We start from the raw sequence: 19,522 nt of genomic DNA, 5'->3' as shown, positions 1-19,522 counted from the left end.
GACCATTATCTCCACTAGGTCAGGTTAGGTCAAAAGACAGCCTGTCAACTCCCCTGCAGGTACCATAGGGTGCAGGATCCCCAGGGCCATGAGCAGTCTGCCGCCGGAGTTCATCCAGTTGGTGCGCCAGAAGGCCGACATCGTCGAGGTGGTGGCCGAAAAGGTGGTGTTGCGCAAGCAGGGCAAGAATTTCGTCGGCCTCTGCCCTTTCCACAACGACCACAAGCCCAGCTTTCAGGTCAGCCCCAGCAAGCAGATCTACAAGTGCTTTGCCTGCGGGGCGGGGGGAGATGTCATCCGCTTTGTCAGCCAGATAGAGGGCCTTTCCTTTGCCGAGGCGGTGCGCCACCTGGCCCGCCGCTACCATGTGCCGGAGCCCAAGGGATCCCTCTCCCAGGACTACGAGCGCCAACTCTCCCACCGGGAAAAGCTGCTGGAGATTTTGGCCCTGGCTGCCGATTTCTATCGGCATGCTCTCCGCTCCCAGATAGGATCCGCCGCCCGCCAGTACCTGCACAGCCGCCGCCTGAGCGAAGAGACCTTGCAAAAATTTCAAATCGGCTTTGCTCCCCCCGGCTGGCACTCGCTCTACGAGTACCTGGTCAACCAAAAGCGCCAGCCGGTCAAACTTCTAGAAGAAGCCGGCTTGCTGGTGCCGCGCCAGCAGGGATCCGGCCATTACGACCGCTTCCGCAACCGCATCATGCTGCCCATTTTCGATTTGCAGGGGCGGGTTATTGGCTTTGCCGGCAGAGCCCTGGGAGAGGAGCAGCCCAAGTACCTCAACTCCCCGGAAACGGAACTTTTCAACAAGGGCCAGGTGGTCTATGGTCTCAACTTTGCCCGCGAGGCCATTGCCAAAGCCGACCAAGTCTTGGTGGTGGAAGGCTATTTCGATGTCATCGCCCTGCACCAAGCCGGCATCGCCTATGCCGTAGCCGCGATGGGCACAGCCTTGACGCCGCACCAGGTCAAGACTCTGCTGCGCTATACCCAGTCCAAGCGGCTGATTCTCAACTTCGATGCCGACCGCGCTGGGTTGAATGCCGCCAAGCGGGCCATCGAGGCCATTGAAGAGCAGGCGCGGCGGGGGGAAATCGAGCTGCGCATCCTCACCCTTCCTGCCGGGAAAGATGCCGACGAGTTCCTGCGGCAGCACTCGGTCTCCGCATTTGAGGCCCTGCTGGCTCAGGCTCCCCTGTGGCTAGATTGGCAAATTGACCAGGTGCTGGCCGGTCGGGATCTCGCTCAAGGTGCCGATTTCCAACAGGCCTATCAGGCGCTGGTACAACTGCTGGCTGGTTTGGGCGGGCAATGGCGCTCTCTGTACATCCACAAAGTGGCGGAATTGCTCAGCCGGGGCAACGCTCGCCTCAGCCGCAATCTGGAAGAGGACCTGCGCCGGGCCGTGCGCCAGTACCGCTGGTCCAAACCCCGGCAACTTGCTGCCCCCAAGGGATGCAAACTTTTGCAATCGGAGTCCCACCTTCTGCAGATCTTTTTGCACTTTGCCGAGTACCGCCGCGAGATCCGCCAAACCTTGATGGAGCGGGAGCTGCAGTTTAGCTTCCGTCCCCACCGGGAGCTGTGGCAGCGGATCTTGGAGCTGCTCTCGGCCCAGCCGGAGCTGGAAGACCAGGGAGAGGGTCTCCTGACCGCCCTGCGCACCCTCTGCGCCCAAGACGAGGACCTCAACGAGCGCCTCAGCCACCTGCTCTGGCTGGACGAAAATACCCGCGTGGCCCTGATGCGTCCGCGCCTGGTGGTGCGGGCTGCCTTGGCCAACATGGAGTTGGAAATTCGCCAGAAGCGCTACCGCTACTGGACGCAGCTCTGGGATCAGGCCTTTTCCGAGGGCAACACCGCTCTGGCTGCCCAGTACCAGGCCAGCATTCAACAGGAATATCAGGCTATTCAGGCCTTGCAGCGCCAGGTGCAACTCAACCTGGAAGACCTGCTGGAGGCACCGCTGGCTGAAGACTAGGGGGGCTCTTCTCCCTAAGGGAGCGGGGCAGGGGGTGAGGGCCCAGCAAAGCGCGCTGGCGAGAGGCTGGGGAGCCACTCATCCGCCTGGCCATACGCCTGCTGGGCAAAGCGGCGGGCTAAGGCCGGCAGGATGGCCAAAGGGCTGCTGAAGCCGGAGAAGAGCTGCAGCCCTTCCCAGCCGGGCAGGGATCCCACCAAAGGCTGGTGATCGGCGCTGAAGGCCACCAAGCAGTGATACCACCGCCCAGGCAGGCGGGCCACCTGAGGCAGGTAGCGACCGGCCTGTTCCCGGATCTGGGCTTCGCTGGCAGCGGCATCTACCTCGGCCATGGGATCCGTCAGCACCCGACTAATCTGCCCCAGGCGAAGGCTGCCGTCGAGAAACTGCACGATCCCGACATCCAGGATGGGCGGGCAGAGCTCCTGTCCCGGCTGGTCCCAGAGGGGATCCCGGTCGGGGCGGCCAGCTTGCCGCTCCAGCTCCAAACGCTGCACGGGCGCGCCCATGACGATGGCTCTCAACCGCACCTCCGCAGGATCCAGCTCCAGGGATTCGGCGTGGGTGAAGTAGATAGGAGCCCAGATCCCGGCCTGGCGCAACAAAGCCCGTGTCCAGCCGCCGGCGCACACCACCACCTGAGCCGCTCCGCAGAAGTCGGTATCCGTCTCCACGCCCGTAATGCGCCGGCCCTGGCGCCGCAAGGCCCTTACGGTTTGCAAGAGCAGGGATCCCCCTAGGCGTTGGAAAGCCTTCTGAAAAGCCAGCGTCGTCAACCAGGGGTGGATGTGGCCATGCCGCGCCCAGAGTACACCCTCGAGGGCGGCAGGGTTTAAAAGCGGCTCTAGCTCACAGGCCGCCTCTACAGAAATTCGCTGCGGTGGGATGCGACAGTCGGCCAGATCGGCTTCCACTGCCTCCATCCTGTAGCCAGGGGCAACGGGCATGAGCAGATCCAGCTCGCGAAATTGAAGATCCGCCTCCAGCTCCTCTGACAGGGTGCGGTAGCGCTGGATCCCTTCTTCCCCCAGGGCTTTGAGCAGGGGGGTTTTCCCGGCCCAATGGGCCAGGCCACCGTAGCTGTAGCGAGTGGCACTGGACGGCAGCGCTTCCTTCTCAACGAGGAGAACGGATCCCCCCTGGCGGGCCAGCTCGTAGCTCAAGGCTGCCCCCGTGATCCCGCCGCCGACGACGATCCAGTCGTAGTTGGCCATGCTGCGGCCCTGAAACCTATCTTGCGGCAGAGTGGCTCTTTCAGGGTAGCAAGCACAGCAGAACCTAAGCCGTGGCGGATACCAGCTGAGGCGGAACCCACAGAGAGCCTCCCTGAGTCCTGATCGAGTGTTCCCGCCGAAGTCGAATGGCGTTCTCTGGCGTTCATCGTGATCGATAGCGTAGCAAGGGTGAAGATATGAACGAACTACTGCAAACCATCAACCGCAGTCTTCTAGAGATGGCGTTCGGGCCGTGCGGCGCCTGGCGGGATCCGCAGCCAACCGGTGGATCCCCAGCCCTTCCCTACAAATGCTGCTGGTGCAAGTCAGCCAAGTGGGTGCTTGGGTGGCAGGGATCCTGGCAGCCAGCGTGGTGGCTTTCCCAGATCTGCGCCTGGGAGATCTGATCGGGCTGTTGGGGTTAGGGTCGGTGGCCATCGGTTTTGCTTTTCAAGATATTTTCAAGAACTTCCTGGCGGGCGTGCTGCTGCTTTTGAACGAGCCTTTTCAACTCAATGACCAGATTGTCGTCGGGGATTTTGAAGGTACAGTTGAGGAAATCAGCATTCGCTCCACCCAGATTCGCACCTACCAAGGAGAACGGGTGGTGATCCCCACCAGCCCGATCACGGTCTTAACCGATCGCCCCTTTCGCCGCACCGATCTGGAGATTGGCCTCGACTACAACACACCCCTGCCCAAAGCCTTGGAGGTGCTGCTGGAGGCGATGCAAGGCGTGGAGGGAGTGCTGGCGGAGCCCCCTTTGAGCTGGACATCGTCGGCTTTGGCGACAGCTCCATCGATTTTGTGGTGCGCTACTGGACTCGGCCTCGCAAGGCGGAGGTGCGCCGCGTCCGCACTCAGGTGATATCGCCCTCAAGCAGGCCTGTGACCGGGCCGGATTGGTCATTCCCTACCCGATTCGCACGGTGTACCTGTTCGACCAGCAGGATTTTCAGGATCACCTCCCCACTTCCAGAGCCGCCTAGGGATAGCGGGCCGGCAGCATTTGGAACCGGCTCTCCCCCAGCAACACCGCCTTGGGGTTGGGATAGGTATCTTGCAAAAGGGCGCAGGCACTCCCCGCCCTCCGGCTACTGCCTGCCAGCAGGCAAGAGTCTCATCCGTAGAGGAGCCGCTCCACCGCTGCCACAATATCTGCCGGCTGCACAATGGTGGCCGCTTCTAGCGTGCCGTTGTAGGGGGTGGGAATGTCTTGGGAGGCCAGGCGCACTACGGGCGCGTCCAGCTCGTCGAAGAGTTCTTCCATGATGCGGGCCGTCAGCTCTGCCCCAATGCCGCCCGTTTTCATGTCTTCTTCCACGATGACCACCCGGTGGGTTTTGCGCACCGAAGCAGCAATCGTCTCCATATCGAGGGGCTTGAGGGAGATCAAGTCGATCACTTCCGGATCGATCTCCTGCTCCAGCAGGGTGTCCACGGCCTTAAGCACGTGGTGGCGCATGCGCGAGTAGGTGAGGATGGTAACGTCAGATCCCGTGCGGACAACTTCCGCCTTGTCCAGGGGCAAGAGGTACTCCTCCTCCGGCAGGTCTTCTTTGAGGTTGTAGAGGAGCACATGCTCGAAAAAGAGAACGGGGTTGTCGTCGCGGATGGCCGACTTGAGCAGACCCTTGGCGTTGTAAGGGGTGGAACAGGCGACGATCTTCAGACCCGGCACTGCCTGAAAGTAAGCCTCCAGCCGCTGCGAGTGCTCGGCTCCCAATTGGCGTCCCACCCCGCCTGGCCCGCGGATCACCAGCGGGATCTTGAAGTTGCCGCCGGACGTGTAGCGCAGCATGCCGGCATTGTTGGCAATTTGGTTAAAGGCCAGGAGCAAAAAGCCCATGTTCATCCCTTCCACCACAGGCCGCAAGCCGGTCATGGCTGCCCCGATGGCCAAGCCGGTGAAGCTGTTTTCGCAAATGGGGGTATCCAGGAGGCGCATCTCCCCGTATTTGCGATATAGGTCTTTGGTGACTTTGTAGGAGCCGCCGTAGTGGCCCACATCCTCTCCCAGAACAAACACATTGGGATCCCTGGCCATCTCTTCGTCGAGGGCGGCACGCAAGGCATTGTAAAGGAAGGTCTCGGCCATAGAGGGCAACCGCTGCTCAAAAATGTTGCTAAGTTTCCATTAAACCATTTTGCCGGCAGGGATCCGCTGGCAGACAACCCGCTGGGCAGGGCACCTCGCCCCTAGGGATCCCAACCCCGGTCATGTTGCCAAAAGCACACCAAAACGGTATCAGCAGCTCTGCGAGCGCCTCGCCAAAACCCGCAAAGGCCGATTCTTTCGTTGACCCGCTCGATGCCTTGCGCCACAAGGCTTTCAGGCCTCTCACCCCCCCTCTTCGGGGCCCTTTTTTGCCGTTTTCGACCGACCCCCTCGCAAATAGGCCTTGCATTCCTTGCCCCGCTTGGGTTTAATAAGGGTAGAGTTCCCCCTTCGGGGGGATCCCTAGAAATTGGAAACATTCATCAGAACTCGTCTTGTGACGAACAGCTTGCGGGTTCCCCCTTCGGGGGGATCCCTAGAAATTGGAAACTTGCTTATGCGGGACCTCCCGAGCTCGGTGTACCAGGTCACGTTCCCCCTTCGGGGGGATCCCTAGAAATTGGAAACGCACAAAGTACCCTGCGTGGTAAATTTGGGAAGCTAACGTTCCCCCTTCGGGGGGATCCCTAGAAATTGGAAACTATTATATGTTGGTCGCATATGAATGCGACCATAATGTTCCCCCTTCGGGGGGATCCCTAGAAATTGGAAACACGAAGATCCCTCTCGTTATGGTAGCGATACTCGGCTAGTTCCCCCTTCGGGGGGATCCCTAGAAATTGGAAACTTCACGAAAAGAAGGAAAAAATTCTTCATAAATCCTGTGTTCCCCCTTCGGGGGGATCCCTAGAAATTGGAAACTTGTAACCTTCTACCTCACCTGCGATCTAGAGTAGTGTAGTTCCCCCTTCGGGGGGATCCCTAGAAATTGGAAACGGCCAGGGATCTTTCTCATCTTTGGCGTGCCACTGGGTTCACCCTTCGGGGGGATCCCTAGAAATTGGAAACTTGGTGAATCTTACCCAGCGCTGTTGTTGGAAATTCCAATAGTTCCCCCTTCGGGGGGATCCCTAGAAATTGGAAACACGGACTTTTGTCCATGCATCTTTGATAACTTGTTCGGGTTCCCCCTTCGGGGGGATCCCTAGAAATTGGAAACCTCTATCGTACATCTCAGTATTAGGTCCAAAAACAATTGTTCCCCCTTCGGGGGGATCCCTAGAAATTGGAAACAACAGAGAGCAGCTAGCCCCCCATTCCTGCTCTTGCGAGTTCCCCCTTCGGGGGGATCCCTAGAAATTGGAAACACACTCGCGCAGATACCTGCGCTTGCTCGAATAGATGATGTTCCCCCTTCGGGGGGATCCCTAGAAATTGGAAACTTCGGCCGGCTTACCCGGCAGACTTGCGCCGTATCACGTTCCCCCTTCGGGGGGATCCCTAGAAATTGGAAACTCGAGGCCATGGGGACAGTTGATAATGGGGATCTCGAGTTCCCCCTTCGGGGGGATCCCTAGAAATTGAAAACTTTTCTAAGCTCAGGTTGGTGAAATTATCTAACGACTGTTCCCCCTTCGGGGGGATCCCTAGAAATTGGAAACTAGCCAACTTGGTGCGGCAACCAACCACCCTCTCAGGTTCCCCCTTCGGGGGGATCCCTAGAAATTGGAAACTTCCAGTAGTAGGCTCTTCCGCCTACGTTACGGATAATACGTTACGGATAATGAGTGTTCCCCCTTCGGGGGGATCCCTAGAAATTGGACTAGAAATAGAAAATGAGCTTGCTGCTGCCGAAGCTAGCCCTGACATTGGGAGATCCGGCGGGGATTGGGCCAGAGATTGTGCTCAAGGCGCTGGCGGATCCCCAGGTGCAGGCCTGCGCCCAGATAACGGTGGTGGGCGAGCGGCAGGTTTTGGAAGCTACCTACTGCCTTCTGCGCCAGCGAGGGGCAACCGACCTGGCCGACCCGGCAGGGATCCCGGTGCTGGAGGGCGGCAGCGGCTTCTACCTAGAGCCGTCGCGCGTGGGCCGGGGGGATGTCGCAAGCGGGGCGGCCAGCTTTGCCTACCTGAAAACAGCTATTGAAGAAGCGCTGCGGGGCCAGTTCCAGGGGATCGTGACCGCTCCCATTGCCAAATACCTCTGGCACCAGGCGGGCTACCCCTTCCCTGGCCAAACAGAAGTTCTGGCCCAGCTCAGCGGGAGCGAGCGCTACGGCATGCTGTTTGTGGCCCGTTCTCCCCACAGCGGCTGGCAGATCCGGGTTTTGCTGGCCACCACCCACATCCCCCTGAGCCAGGTGCCCCTCACCCTTACCCCGGAGCTGGTGCGCGCGAAGTTGGACTTGCTGGTTGGATCCCTGCGTAAGCTCTTTGGGATTGTCAATCCGGTGATTGCTGTGGCTGGCCTTAACCCCCATGCTGGCGAGCAGGGGCAGCTTGGGCAGGAAGAGAAAACGTGGCTGGCGGAGCTGCTAAGAACCTATCCCCACGCCAGAATCTGGGGGCCGCTTCCCCCCGATACCATGTGGCTAGCGCCCGCCCAGGCCTGGTATGGTCAAGGAGCTCCTGCTGTGGCCGATGCCTACCTGGCTCTCTACCACGACCAAGGCCTGATCCCCGTGAAGCTGCTGGCGTTTGACCGGGCCGTCAACCTAACCCTGGGGCTGCCCTTTATTCGCACCTCCCCCGACCACGGCACTGCCTTTGACCTAGCCGGGCAGGGGGTAGCCCGCGCCGAGAGCCTCAAGCAGGCCATCCTGCTAGCAGCCGAGCTGGCCCTCAGCTCTGCCGCAGCGTCTCGATCCCTTCAGGCCCAGCGATAATGGCCTCCGTGGCCATGCCGATAAACAGGCCGTGCTCCACCACCCCCACCGTTCCCTTGAGCTGCTCGGCCAGCTTGGCCGGATTGGCGATGGGGCCAAACTGGCAGTCGAGGATGTAGTGCTGCTCGTCGGTGAGGTAGGGATCCCCCTCGGCAGTGCGCCGCAGCACCGCCTGACAGCCCAGGGCCTCCACCCGCGCCAAGGTGGTTTTCCAGCCAAAGCGCACCACCTCCACCGGCACCGGGAAGCGGGTGCCCAGGTGGGCCACCTTTTTGGAGGCATCGGCGATGATGATGAGCTCAGCAGCGCTGGCCTCCACCAGTTTCTCCCGCAGCAGAGCTCCCCCTGCCCCCTTGATGAGGTTGAGGGATCCCACTTCGATTTCGTCGGCTCCATCGATGGCAAGATCTAGGCGCGGCTGCTCCTCCAGCGTGGCCAGCGGGATCCCTAGAGAGCGGGCCTGTTCTGCCGTGCGCTCGGAAGTGGGCACCCCAATGAACTGCAGCCCCTCCTTTTGCATTCGCTGGGCTAGGGCGCCCACAGCAAAGGCGGCTGTGGATCCCGTGCCCAGCCCCACCACCATGCCCGACTGCACCTTTTGGGCCGCCGCTTGGGCTGCCGCCTGTTTCAGCTCATCTGCACTGGCCATCTCGCCTTTCCGAAGTTCAACCGAATTATTCTACCGTCCGCTCCAGCTAAAGCCTGCTGGCGCCTCCACCACCTGGCCAAAGAGATCGTAGGGCTCGGCCCGCGTAATCTGCACCGGCACCAGGGATCCCAGGGATCCCGGCCCGCGCACATACACCACCCCGTCCACCTCAGGGGCAAAGCGGGGGGAACGGCCAATCCACTCGCCGGTGCGGGGGTTTTCCTGCTCCAAAAGCACAGGCACCACCTGCCCCACCTGCTCGCGGTTGCGGCGGAAGGCGATCCCTTGCTGCAGTTGCATTAGGCGGGCGCGGCGCTCTTCCTTGAGGGGCTCCGGCACCTGCTGGGGCAGATGGTAGGCGGGCGTGCCCTCTTCCGGGGAAAAGGTGAACACCCCCACATGGTCAAATTGGTGGCGCTGGACAAACTCCAAAAGATGCTGGAAGTGCTCCTCCGTCTCGCCGGGAAAGCCGACGATAAAGCTGGTGCGCAGGACAGCCTTGGGCAGGGCCTGGCGCAGCCGTTCGATGAGCCGGTCGTTAACCTGGCTCTGCCAGGGGCGGTTCATGGCCTTGAGGATCGCTGGGTGGCTGTGCTGCAGCGGCAGATCCAGATAGAGCAAGAAATTGGGCGTCTCCTGAATGGCCTCCACCACCGCCGGCGTAATGCCCGTGGGGTAGGCATAGAGCATGCGGATCCAGGGGATGGGGATCTGGCCCAGAGCGCGGATAAGCTCGGCCAGCCGCGGCTCCCCGTAGAGGTCGAGCCCGTAGTTGGTGGTGATCTGGGAAATGAGGATTAGCTCCTGCACCCCTTCTGCAGCCAGTTGTTCTGCTTCCCGCAGAATGGACTCGATGGGGCGGGAGCGTTGCTTTCCCCGCAGGTGGGGGATGATGCAGAAGGAGCAGCGGTAATCACACCCTTCCGCCACCCGCAGGTAGGCCACCGGGGCATGGGTGGTGCGATAGCGGGGGACGGTCTCGTCGGCAATGTAATCTAAGCTCGAGGTAACGGCGTTAACCCGCTCTCCCCGCTCTGCCCGCTGGATAACCTGGACAATCTGGTGGTAGTCGCCGGTGCCGACGATGGCCACCGCCTCGGGGATCTCCCGCAGCAGCTCCTCTTGGAAGTGCTGCGCCAGGCAACCAGCGATGATGATCTTCTTGCCCTGCACCGCCAGCTCCATCAGGGTGCTGACCGACTCCCGCCGCGCCGCTTCGATGAAGCTGCAGGTGTTGACGATGACGTAGTCGGCGCTGTCTTCGTCGCCCTCCACCCGGTAGCCTGCCTGGGCCAGCAGGCCCAGCATGTGCTCGGTGTCCACCCGGTTTTTCTCACAGCCCAGGTGCAAAACGGCAACAGCCGGCGCTTCCTTGAGGGAAGAGGTAGACAAAGCGGTTTCTAACCAGTTCATAGCCCCAGGAGAGGACGCGCAAATGGCGACAAGAGCTGAGAAGATTAAAGCCTTCTTATTCTAGTTCTAGTTGGGTTTTGCTTTTAAAGGCGGGGAAGAGAACCGTCTATCTTGTCTAACTCGCTGCCAACCCGCTCAATCGGGATAGCCCCCAAAGTTAACCAAAACCAAGCCAACAGCCACTGCCAGCGCCAGCCCGGTGGCCGCCCAACTGCAGGGATCCCCGCCAGCCGCTGGCGGCACCAAGGGCGCCCGCCCGTAGCCCCGCAGGCGCAGCGCCTGGTAAACTCGCTGCGAACGTTCGTAGCTGCGAACCAACAAAGTGCCCACGGCAGCAGCCAGAAAGGGCAGGTCTTGCCGCCAAGTTGGCCCAGGCTGCCACAGGGATCCCCGCGGTCGCCAGCCCCTCAGCCGCGCGGCCCGCTGCATCCGCTGCCACTGGCTGCCCACTTCCTGCAAATAGCGCTGGGTTAGCCAGGCCAGTTCCAGGAGGAGGTCGGGGATCCCCAGCGCCCGCAAAGCTGCCAACAGGGCCGGTAGGGGAGTGGTCTCCAACAGCAGCGTCGCCAGCGCTAAAAGCGCCAGGCTGCGCCCGCCAAGGCAGAGGGCCCTCTCCAGCCCCTCCCAGCGCAAAGCCAGGGATCCCCAGCGCCAGAGGAGGGTGTCCCCAACGGCAAAGGGCAGGAAGAGGACAAAGGCTATCAACAGAACGCCGGGAGCGGCCAGGCGTCTGAGCCCTCGGCGCAGAGGCAATCCGGAGAGCCCCCAGAGAAAAGCCACCACCGCCCAGACCAGGGGTAGCAAGGCCAGGCGCTGCACCTGGGCAAAGGCCGCCATCAGTGCCAGCAGGCCAACCAGCTTGGGCAGGGGCCGCCAGCGGTGCAGCCAAGAAGGGGGCGGCGGCAGGGGAGCTTGTGAAGAAAGCATCCTCTCCCTAACCGGCATGGCCCGACGACAGGGATGAACAGCCTCAGCCCTATCTTTGGGCATCTTCTCCCAGCAGCTCCGGCTGCACCCGCTGCAAAAACCCCACCACCCAACGGGTAAACAGCCCCTCCACCACCGCCAGCGGCAGGTGGGCAGCTACCAAACTGGTCAGAGCCAGGTGCTCTGCCGAGGTGGAAGGGATCCCCTCCCTGCGCAGCGCCGCCAGCACCACGCCGTAAAACAGCAGCGCCGCCAGCACCACCCCCACCGCTCCCGCCCAAAAAGCGGCCCAGCCCGTGCCCAACCAGCGCCGGCTTGCCCGGAAGATCCCTCCTGCCAGAAGCGCCGGGATCCCCATAATGGCGGCGTTGATCCCCAGGGTGGTCAACCCCCCATGCCCAAAAGCCACCGCCTGAAAAAACAGGCCCACCACAATTGCCGGGTAGGCCAAGGCCCCCAGCATCACGCCCATCAGCCCATTGAGCAGCAGGTGCAGGCTGGCCGGGGGAAAAGGCAGGTGAAGGGAGGAGGCGACAAAAAAGGCCGCCGTGAGCAGCGCTGCCTTGGGGAGCTGGCGGCGGGGATCCTTTTCCAACCGCTGGAGGAGGTGTAGGCTCCAACCCGTAAGCAGGGCAGTGATGCCATAACCCCCCAGCCAAAGCGGTGCTGGCAAAAGGCCCTCGCTGATGTGCATGGCTAGTCTTGGCTCAAAGCGGCAGCATCCACTGGGGAGTCGGGGAGTTCTGGGCCTTGGAAGGGGCGGGGCCGGGAAAAAAACAGGGCCGTGCCCAAACAGCCCCAGATAACACAGGCAGCCATAACCCCCCGCTGTAGGGGGCCAAAGCCAGGGGAGGAGGGGCTGGGGATCCCTTCTGCCTGCATACCCTCCTCGCCCACCGGCACGTTCACCACCCCGCCGTGGCCGGCCTGGCGAATGCGCACCTGCCACAGTCCCTTAAGCTCAGGATCCGGCTGCAGCCAAAACCGGCCCTCTCCGTCTGTCTCTCCCTCCTGCCAGGGGAGAGTGGGATTGGTGGGCGCAAACACCGTAACTCGGGCAAAACGCATCGGCTCGCCGGAATCGTAGCGGGCCTGGATCTCAAAGGTGGGAACAGCCCGCCAAGAGGCCTCCACCCCATGGCCCCAAGCCGGCGGAGATAGGAGCAGGCCCAAGGCCAACCAGCTCAGTTGCCAGGAAGGGGAAAAAGGGATGCGCTTTGGCCAGACTGAGTTCATCGGTCAGCAAAAGACAGAGGACACCCTTCGATCTCAAAAGCCACCCAGGCCTAAAACCTAAGGCAAGGATCCCGTCCCGCCGAGGCCGCCAGAGGAGGCGCGGCAGTGGCCCTCTCCCACGTGCCCCAAGCTCTGCAGGCTCTGCAAGACGGCCTGGGCCCTAGGGGATCCCTCCTGCAGGCTGCCCCAGTCCACCTCCAGCGGCTGGGATCCCGCCTTTAGCCCTTGCTCGAGGGAGACTGGGTCGACTGGGTCCAACTTCACAAGGGAGGCAAACCCCAGCGCCGCTGAGTTGAGGTCGTCCTTGGGAGGCAGGCTGCCATTCCCAAACAGGTGGTCGAAGTGGAAAGTCGCCTCCAGATCCGCCACCTGGCCTGCCCGGACAAAGCCCTTGCGCGTCTCCCCCACGTACTCGCCGCAGACAAAAGCCAGCTCGGGGCTGAACTTGAGCACAAAGGGGATCGCCTCTCCCTCCCCTTCTGCCGGTCGAGCTCTGCCCTCGATCCAGAGGGAGTAGCCCTTTGCTGGCCCCTCCGCTGCCGGCACTAGGCGCCAGGCCAGGGCGTTGTAGTGCCCAGGGGGGGCTTCCAGGGATCCCAGCAGGGCTCGCTCCGGCACCAAATCCACCGTAAGAGGCCCTGTCAGGCTGACCAAGGCCTTGGCCTGGAGCTCGCCTTCCCCTTGCGGATCAAAAGGGGGATCCGTCTGGTAGGCCGTAATGTCCGCCAGCGTCACGTACACATGCTCAAACTGCAACGCCCAGCCCTCTTTGGAGACCAGCCCCTCCCGCAGGAACGCTTCGCCGTTGGCCCACAGCTCCAGCGTGCCCGTAGCCAAGGCAGAGATCGCCTGCCCATCCCTGGCTGGCCCCGGCTCGACAGGCGGGCGACAAGCCGTCATGCCGGCTCCCAGACCCAGGGCCACCAGAACCATCCCTTTGGCCAGGGGTCGCAGCAATGACCACTGAAACCAAGACACCAGGTGCTGCCACCAGTGTAAGAACTCCCTCCCGCTAGCGCGCCTGCCCCTCCCGACAGCGGCTGGCGGTACTGTCCCAGCTAACCACAAGCTCTCGCCAACCTACAATCCCCCACCGGGGCATCTTGCTACTCTTGCGCCAGGTTGCCGGCCCGCACCCAACCTTCCTGCCCGTTCTGGCGCCGGATGCGCTGCCAGCGGCCATCGGCGCTGTACTCCAACACCGTCACCACCTCATTCATGGGCAGGCCACCAATGTAAGCCCCTTCCCGGTCGGGAGTGGCCCGTAGCGCCAGGCCAATCGGCTCGATCACCCGCCCCTGCGCACCTGGGGCAATGCTTGTTGCTGCGGGGGGCCGAGTTGGCAAAGGAGTGGACTCTGGTGTGGATTCGACCGCAGGCGTTGCAGCAGTTGTGGCTGAAGCAACCGCTGCCCCACCCTCCACGGGGCCCAAATTGCCGGCCCGCACCCAGCCTTCCTGGCCGTTTAGCTCCCGCCGCACCCGCTGCCAGCGGCCATCAGCGCTGTACTCCAGCACCGTCACCGTTTCCCCCGCCACAATTCCCCCTTGGTAGGCTCCGTCAGCAGAAGGCTGGCTGCGAATGGCTAGACCTATGGGCTCGATTACCCGCCCGCGGCTGCCGGGGGGAAAGGCCTCAGGGTCGATGGTGCCCGCCGCCGGCAAGGACTCCGTCCCACTGACGCGAACAGAGGGGGAGGAAGGCAAACTTGTCGGGCTGGGTAAGGGATCCACACGCACCGCGCGAGGAAACTGAGGCGCCGCAGGAGGAGCCAGCAGGGGGGCAATGAACCGCCACGCCTGCCAACCCAGAGCAGCCAAGACCCCAACCGAGAGGCTCAGTGCCATTAAGGTGCCGAAGGGAAAACCGCTGGCAGCAGGAGAAGAACGGCCTCGCATTGGGTAGTTAGCCATCCAAAACTCAGCTCCCAAAAGCCGGAGACGAAAGCAAAGGGCTTTGCCAACGCTTGCAAGTACCAGAGCATCTCTGGTACTTCTAGTTTCGCCTCTGTGTACTGCCTTGGGAAGCCACCTACCCAGGGGCAACGCTGTCTGGAGCAAATCAGTAGCAAGTTTAGTTTCTACTTAGTGAACATATTCTCCCAGTCGGTGGTGAGAACCTCGTGGCCAAATGTCCACCCGGCCAGGAGCAAGGGCAAGGCCAAGCCCAGGAAGCCGAAGAAACTGATGACCTGGGCAATTTGTCGCTGGGCCCTTTTCTTTTTCGGGTCGGGGATGTAATTAGCAGCTACTGTGAGCTTTGAGCAAAAGGCCACCACCACCGCCCCCACCGGTCCCAAAACCAGCGAAGGCCACAGCCAATCCGCTACCTGCGCATACTCGTAGGCCCGGGTAAACGGCATGATGACAAAACAGGCCAGCTCCAGGATCCCCCAGGTGAAGAGGGCCAACTGGATATCTTTGCGAAAGACTTCGTTGGGATTGTACATAGGCTTCTGGGATAAACCGGCGTGCAACTTTAAGGTTTGGCCTGCAAGTACAGAAGTGGCGAGGTTTTTGAATGGGCTTCTCTCTGCGGGCAAGAAGCTGCTGCGCGAATCCCTTTTACCTTACCCTTTCCCTTTCCTCCGGACAACCCAGTAGAATGAATAATGCCTGAGATTCTTGGGTTAGCCTCCCTTGATTTACCCAGAGAAAGAGGGTTCCAGAAAGGCCAAGCTCCTGGTGCAATCCAATGGGTAATGTAAAAACCTGAAGCTATCTGTTGTAGTCTGGATGGGCTGCCCTCTCCTGCCCAGGCGCAAAATGCGTTTGCCCTGCGGGCAGGGCTTTTCTACAACTCTGCCTCGTGCTGACTGTGAGAGCGTCAAGCTGCCATGTTACGCATCCTCATCATCGATGACGATCCCAGCATTTGCGCGCTGCTCAAGCGGTATTTGCAGCGGCAGGGGTACTCAGTCGAGGTAGCGACGACGGGGGCCGAGGGCCTGCAGCAGTTACGTACTTTTCAGCCGGACTTGGTGATTTTGGATTTGAACTTGCCAGATGTCAGCGGCTACAGCCTCTGCCGGCAGATGCAAAAAGAGACCGGCGTGTATGTGTTGATGTTAACCAGCCGAGTGAATCCTGCCGACAAGCTGCAAGGATTTCAGCTAGGCGCAGATGACTACCTGACCAAACCCTTCAGCCTGCCGGAGTTACAGGCGCGGGTACAGGCTATCCTGCGCCGAGGGCGGACGAGAACGGAAACAGGCAGCGCGCCGGTTTTGACTTTTCCCTCCTTGGTGATCGACCCGACCACCCGAGAAGTTATCCGTGACCGTCGCCCGATTAACCTGACCGCTCTAGAGTTTGATTTGCTCTACGCCATGGCTCGACACCCAGGACGGGTGTGGCGACGGTCTGAGCTGATTCAAGAGGTGTGGGATTTTAACCACGAGGGAGATGAACGGGTGGTCGATGTCCACATCGGCCAAATTCGCAAGAAGCTGGAAACCGATACCAGCCAACCGGAGCTGATCCGCACCGTGCGCGGAGTTGGCTACAAGTTCGAGCCCCCCACTCCAAAGGAGGGATGGGGAGAGGAAAAACCGTAACCTCCCTCTTTCCGAAGGAGAGAGGTTGAGGCTGAGGGCGCGCTAATCCAGGCGACGGCCCGTCAAGCGTACAAAAATATCTTCTAAGTTGGCAGGGCGCACCATCAGGCCGGTTTTGTCGGGTTCCGCTTCCAACTGCCGCTGGGCCTCCGCCAAGCTGGGGAAAAAGGTGTAGCTCACCTCCTGGCCAGGGCGGGAGCGCACCAGCAGGGCTTCTCCGTACTTGGCCCGCAACTGGTCGGTGCTGCCCAGCTCGATTAGCTTCCCGCCGTCCATGATGCCGATGCGGTCACACAGCTCCTCGGCCTCTTCCATGTAGTGGGTGGTAATCAGCAAGGTCATCCCCTGCCGGTTCAGATCCCGCAGGATCTCCCACAGCAGCCGCCGCGCCTGGGGATCCAACCCAACGGTTGGCTCGTCCAAAAACAAAATTTGAGGCCGGTGCAACAGCGCCCTGGCCACCTGGAGGCGCCGCTTCATGCCGCCGGAGAGGGTCTTCACTTTGTCGTGCCGCCGGTCGGCCAGCTTCACGTACTCCAGCCACTCGTCGATGCGCTGCTGCCGCTCCGGGTTGGGGATGTGGTGCATGCGCCCATGGAACTCCAGGTTTTCCCAAACCGTCAGCTCTGCTTCCAGGGTGATGGGCTGCAACACCACGCCGATCTGCCGCCGCACCGCCAAGGGATCCCGCACCACATCATACCCCCCTACGCGGATGGATCCCTGGCTGGGGCGGGTCAGGCTGGTGAGCATGCGGATGGTGGTGGATTTGCCGGCGCCGTTGGGCCCTAGCAGGGCAAACACCTCCCCCTGGGGGATCCGCAGGCTCAAGTCCTGAACCGCCACCTGCTGCCCAAAACGCTTCCACACCCCCTGCATTTCCACTGCCGCCGGCTGGGTCTGGGACAGGGCCGGGGCCATCGAAAGAGCGCTTACAGTCGGCTCCATCTGCGGGTGTAAAGAAATCTTTCTCCTTTAGCATACGCCAGGGCAGCCCCCCAAAACAGGTTTCTGGCGGGGAGCCCTTGGGCGGTCTCCTTTTGCTTTTTCAACTTCTCTAGGGCTGTGATCTCGCTCATCATCGTTTTCCCGTCAGCATTGAAAATGGTGAACGAGACCCAGTATTGACAAAACCACACCTAGCCCAGCAAATTGCGCAGAACAGCTCAGGCATTGGCCTAGCTGCTGAGCAACAATGAAGAGGCAAGGTGGGGTCAAGCCCCAGCTTTTCCCCAGCCAACAAAACGCAGCAATAGCCAGATGCAAAACAGAGACCGATTTGACCAAATTGATTTCCGCCTCGATCGCCTGGTAGGGGCGGTACTGACTTTGGCTGAAGCCGTCAATATCCCTCACCTTTTGTCAGCTCAAGATCCCAGGTCGTAAGGGATCCCCAAAAGGCGTGCCAAAATGGCAGCAGAGCTGAGGTTGTCCGCCGTTGGAGTTCCAGCAGGGTTCTGTTGACGCAGAAGAGTTGCTGGCCTTTTTTCGCTGTCGGCGCCTGCCCTACCTAGATCGCTTTGGGCCTCAAGAAGCCAAGCTGCCGCCGGAAAGCCTGCTGGAGCAATGGCGTCGGGATCGTCAAGCCCTGCAAGCTGCTGTGCTGGAGCGATTTCCGGGAGAAGAGGTGGCGCCGGGCAATGAAGCTCTCTTAGCAGCTATGGCAGCAGGGGCGGAGCGGATCTACGGCGGCCAAGTCGTCGCAAAGCTGTTTTGGGAAGTGGATCCGGAGGGAGCGGCAGAGGCGGAGCCTACCGACTCTGAAGTTGCCCTCGCCCCCTCCCTTGAGACAGAGGTGGAGCTCACCGAAGACAACTCCACCGACAAGACATCCTCCAGCCTTGCGCTGCCGCCTGAGGCTATTCCAGAGTTTCGTTCCGTTTGGGTAAGCAGCTCACTGGATCTCTTGATTCGGGATCCCTCCAGTATCGGCAAGGGCCAGCTCTCCTACCTACCGGTTCACATTCGCATTGGCAAGCGCCCCAAGCCGGAGTACGAGTTGTTGTTGGCGTTGCAGGCCGAGTTGCTTGGATCCCTGCAGGGTCAGGTACCCAAATGCGGCTTCTTGATCTTAAAAGACGGGAAGTGGCACCTTGTTCACCTCAGCCGACGCCGCACCCAGGTGCGTCGCTTGCTGCAAGATTATCTGCACTCCCTTGAGCAGGCGGAGCCGCCGCAGGTGTTTATGGCCCGCAGCCGCTGTCATCTTTGTCACTGGCGGGAGCACTGTCGGCAGTTGAATGCCGTCGCCCAGCCCCTCAGCCTGCTGCCGGGCGTAACCGGATCCCGCTATCCCCTTTTGCAGGAGGCAGGGATCCATTCGATTGAGGCTTTAGCTAACGCTCGCCTGGAGATGCTCCAGGCTATCCCCAAGCTGGGAGCCGGCGTGGCCCTGCAACTGCAGCTTCAAGCCCGTGCCACCCTCAGCCGCAAGCCCCTCTGGCTGCAATCCCCGCCTCAGGCTCTGCCGACAGCGCCCGTGGAGCTGTACTTCGATATCGAGGCGGATCCCCGCCACAACGTCGCTTACCTACTGGGCTTGCTCGTGGTAGAACAAGCAGAGGAGAACAAGGTTGTCAACTACTACAGTTGCCTAGCTGCTGAGCCGCGAGAGGAAGGGCAAGCCTGGCAACAATTCCTACAGCTAGTTCAACGCTACCCTGAGGCCCCCATCTATCATTTTCACAGCTTTGAAGTACAGACTTGTCGGCGACTGGGGGAGCAGCACCAAACGGATCCCCGAGAGGTGCGGCAACTGCTGAAGCGCTTTGTAGATTTGCACAGCTGGGTTCAGCGCTCGGTAGTGCTACCCATCGAGAGCTACTCCCTGAAAAACATCGCTCGCTGGCTGGGGTTTAAGTGGCGACTACCCGAGGGCAGTGGAGCCCACTCCATCTACTGGTACAGCCAGTGGCTGGAAACACGAGATCGCCGCTATTTGGAGCAGTCGCTCATCTACAACGAGGACGACTGCCGGGCTACCTATTGCCTTAAAAACTGGCTAAGCCAAGGTTCGGTTCTTGCCCCCGTCGACGGCCCAAGCCCAGATACTTGGGCCGGACATTGATCGAACCAGCACCATCTCGGTGGAATCGAAATCTGCCTCTCCTCATTTTGCTAACGAAAGATGCTGATCTCAAGCGCATGCTCTTGCAAAAGCCTATTGACCCAGATGCTATCTTTAAGATTCTCAACGAGCAACTAGATTATGCCAAAAATGAAGCCTCAAACCTCGAGAGAAAAAGGATTTTAGTTGTGGATGACAACAAGTCATTCGTCCTTGCGCCGAGAGAACCACTGGATCCCTGGAGACTTGACCTGTACTCCCTCTCGATCCCAAAAGACTTTTGGGAGCAGCTTAATCAAATAATGTCGGAATTAAACGACCGAGATTGGAGCAAGATCCCGATACTCTTCCTAATCGCCCACCCAGACCCTCACACACTCGAACAAGTCTTTCAAGCGGGAGAGGATGACTTCGTTGGTAAACCCATCGTCGGTCCAGAGCTGATCACGCACATCTTCAACCATCTGGAACGCACAGAACTCTTACGGCGAGCTCAAGGGAGAAACTTCCCGTAAGTTTTACCCCCAGATGAAAATTAACCCCCCTTGTATTGGGGGGTTGGTGTGGAGAGATGAGCCTGGCACCGAGCTAG

Annotated in this window: 17 protein-coding genes and 1 CRISPR repeat array; of the genes, 6 read left to right on the top strand and 11 right to left on the bottom strand. The window is 60.8% G+C overall.

The annotated features are described in order from the left end of the window. Positions 1-88: 88 nt before the first annotated feature. Complete coding sequence (gene dnaG / locus GG26_RS09130; RefSeq protein ID WP_414390149.1) at positions 89-1,984, top strand: DNA primase; 1,896 nt, start codon at positions 89-91, stop codon at positions 1,982-1,984. Positions 1,985-1,998: 14 nt separating this feature from the next. Here the strand turns inward: dnaG and GG26_RS09125 are convergent, their stop codons facing one another. Continuing rightward, positions 1,999-3,198, bottom strand: coding sequence for an NAD(P)/FAD-dependent oxidoreductase (locus GG26_RS09125; RefSeq protein ID WP_414390147.1), 1,200 nt, complete (start codon positions 3,196-3,198; stop codon positions 1,999-2,001). Between the two features lie 253 nt (positions 3,199-3,451). Between GG26_RS09125 and GG26_RS09120 the strand changes: the two genes are divergently transcribed. Continuing rightward, positions 3,452-4,066: a mechanosensitive ion channel domain-containing protein gene (locus tag GG26_RS09120; RefSeq protein WP_049749784.1), complete on the top strand. Its 615-nt coding sequence runs from the start codon at positions 3,452-3,454 to the stop codon at positions 4,064-4,066. A gap of 252 nt (positions 4,067-4,318) precedes the next feature. On the opposite strand, the gene GG26_RS09115 is transcribed toward GG26_RS09120, so the two are convergent. Further along, complete coding sequence (locus GG26_RS09115; protein WP_011431127.1) at positions 4,319-5,296, bottom strand: alpha-ketoacid dehydrogenase subunit beta; 978 nt, start codon at positions 5,294-5,296, stop codon at positions 4,319-4,321. A 342-nt stretch (positions 5,297-5,638) separates the two neighbouring features. Beyond that, positions 5,639-7,022: a CRISPR direct-repeat array (repeat unit 36 nt; unit sequence GTTCCCCCTTCGGGGGGATCCCTAGAAATTGGAAAC). A 10-nt stretch (positions 7,023-7,032) separates the two neighbouring features. On the opposite strand from GG26_RS09115, the gene pdxA reads away from it, so the two are divergent. Then, positions 7,033-8,082 (top strand): 4-hydroxythreonine-4-phosphate dehydrogenase PdxA, encoded by a 1,050-nt coding sequence (gene pdxA, locus GG26_RS09110; protein WP_414390143.1) that lies wholly within the window; start codon positions 7,033-7,035, stop codon positions 8,080-8,082. Here the strand turns inward: pdxA and rpiA are convergent. The 8 genes from rpiA to GG26_RS09070 form a co-directional block, all read right to left on the bottom strand. Beyond that, positions 8,039-8,731 carry a ribose-5-phosphate isomerase RpiA gene (gene rpiA, locus GG26_RS09105; protein ID WP_011431125.1) on the bottom strand — a complete coding sequence of 231 codons (693 nt, stop codon included), beginning with the start codon at positions 8,729-8,731 and terminating at the stop codon, positions 8,039-8,041. The genes pdxA and rpiA overlap by 44 nt on opposite strands. Before the next feature lie 30 nt (positions 8,732-8,761). Further along, positions 8,762-10,144: a 30S ribosomal protein S12 methylthiotransferase RimO gene (rimO, locus tag GG26_RS09100; RefSeq protein ID WP_414390139.1), complete on the bottom strand. Its 1,383-nt coding sequence runs from the start codon at positions 10,142-10,144 to the stop codon at positions 8,762-8,764. Between the two features lie 135 nt (positions 10,145-10,279). Next, on the bottom strand, positions 10,280-11,071 hold the full coding sequence (cbiQ, locus tag GG26_RS09095) for a cobalt ECF transporter T component CbiQ (RefSeq protein ID WP_099812875.1): 792 nt from the start codon (positions 11,069-11,071) through the stop codon (positions 10,280-10,282). 49 nt (positions 11,072-11,120) lie between these two features. After that, positions 11,121-11,765 carry a cobalt transporter CbiM gene (gene cbiM / locus GG26_RS09090; protein WP_099812876.1) on the bottom strand — a complete coding sequence of 215 codons (645 nt, stop codon included), beginning with the start codon at positions 11,763-11,765 and terminating at the stop codon, positions 11,121-11,123. A gap of 2 nt (positions 11,766-11,767) precedes the next feature. Beyond that, positions 11,768-12,307: a hypothetical protein gene (locus GG26_RS09085; RefSeq protein ID WP_011431121.1), complete on the bottom strand. Its 540-nt coding sequence runs from the start codon at positions 12,305-12,307 to the stop codon at positions 11,768-11,770. A gap of 57 nt (positions 12,308-12,364) precedes the next feature. Further along, positions 12,365-13,285 carry a hypothetical protein gene (locus GG26_RS09080; RefSeq protein ID WP_414390135.1) on the bottom strand — a complete coding sequence of 307 codons (921 nt, stop codon included), beginning with the start codon at positions 13,283-13,285 and terminating at the stop codon, positions 12,365-12,367. A 128-nt stretch (positions 13,286-13,413) separates the two neighbouring features. Then, positions 13,414-14,220 (bottom strand): SH3 domain-containing protein, encoded by an 807-nt coding sequence (locus GG26_RS09075; RefSeq protein ID WP_011431119.1) that lies wholly within the window; start codon positions 14,218-14,220, stop codon positions 13,414-13,416. Between the two features lie 167 nt (positions 14,221-14,387). Continuing rightward, positions 14,388-14,756, bottom strand: a complete 369-nt coding sequence (locus tag GG26_RS09070) for a hypothetical protein (RefSeq protein WP_099812877.1) — start codon at positions 14,754-14,756, stop codon at positions 14,388-14,390. 387 nt (positions 14,757-15,143) lie between these two features. On the opposite strand from GG26_RS09070, the gene GG26_RS09065 reads away from it, so the two are divergent. Continuing rightward, a complete protein-coding gene (locus GG26_RS09065) occupies positions 15,144-15,863 on the top strand; it encodes a response regulator transcription factor (protein ID WP_414390131.1) in 720 nt (239 codons plus the stop codon). A 42-nt stretch (positions 15,864-15,905) separates the two neighbouring features. Here GG26_RS09065 and GG26_RS09060 read toward each other — a convergent pair whose 3' ends face one another. Next, positions 15,906-16,784 (bottom strand): ABC transporter ATP-binding protein, encoded by an 879-nt coding sequence (locus GG26_RS09060; protein WP_099812878.1) that lies wholly within the window; start codon positions 16,782-16,784, stop codon positions 15,906-15,908. A 517-nt stretch (positions 16,785-17,301) separates the two neighbouring features. Here GG26_RS09060 and GG26_RS09055 point away from each other — a divergent pair. Together GG26_RS09055 and GG26_RS09050 are read left to right on the top strand one after the other, a co-directional pair. Continuing rightward, positions 17,302-18,930 (top strand): TM0106 family RecB-like putative nuclease, encoded by a 1,629-nt coding sequence (locus tag GG26_RS09055; RefSeq protein WP_240527826.1) that lies wholly within the window; start codon positions 17,302-17,304, stop codon positions 18,928-18,930. 77 nt (positions 18,931-19,007) lie between these two features. Then, on the top strand, positions 19,008-19,445 hold the full coding sequence (locus tag GG26_RS09050) for a response regulator (protein ID WP_414390127.1): 438 nt from the start codon (positions 19,008-19,010) through the stop codon (positions 19,443-19,445). Positions 19,446-19,522: the final 77 nt, after the last annotated feature.

This window comes from Synechococcus sp. 'PEA 65AY6A-5F PE A' (genome assembly GCF_047462575.1).
Classification (GTDB): Bacteria; Cyanobacteriota; Cyanobacteriia; order Thermostichales; family Thermostichaceae; genus Thermostichus.
This window is presented reverse-complemented; position numbering and strand designations above follow the sequence as displayed.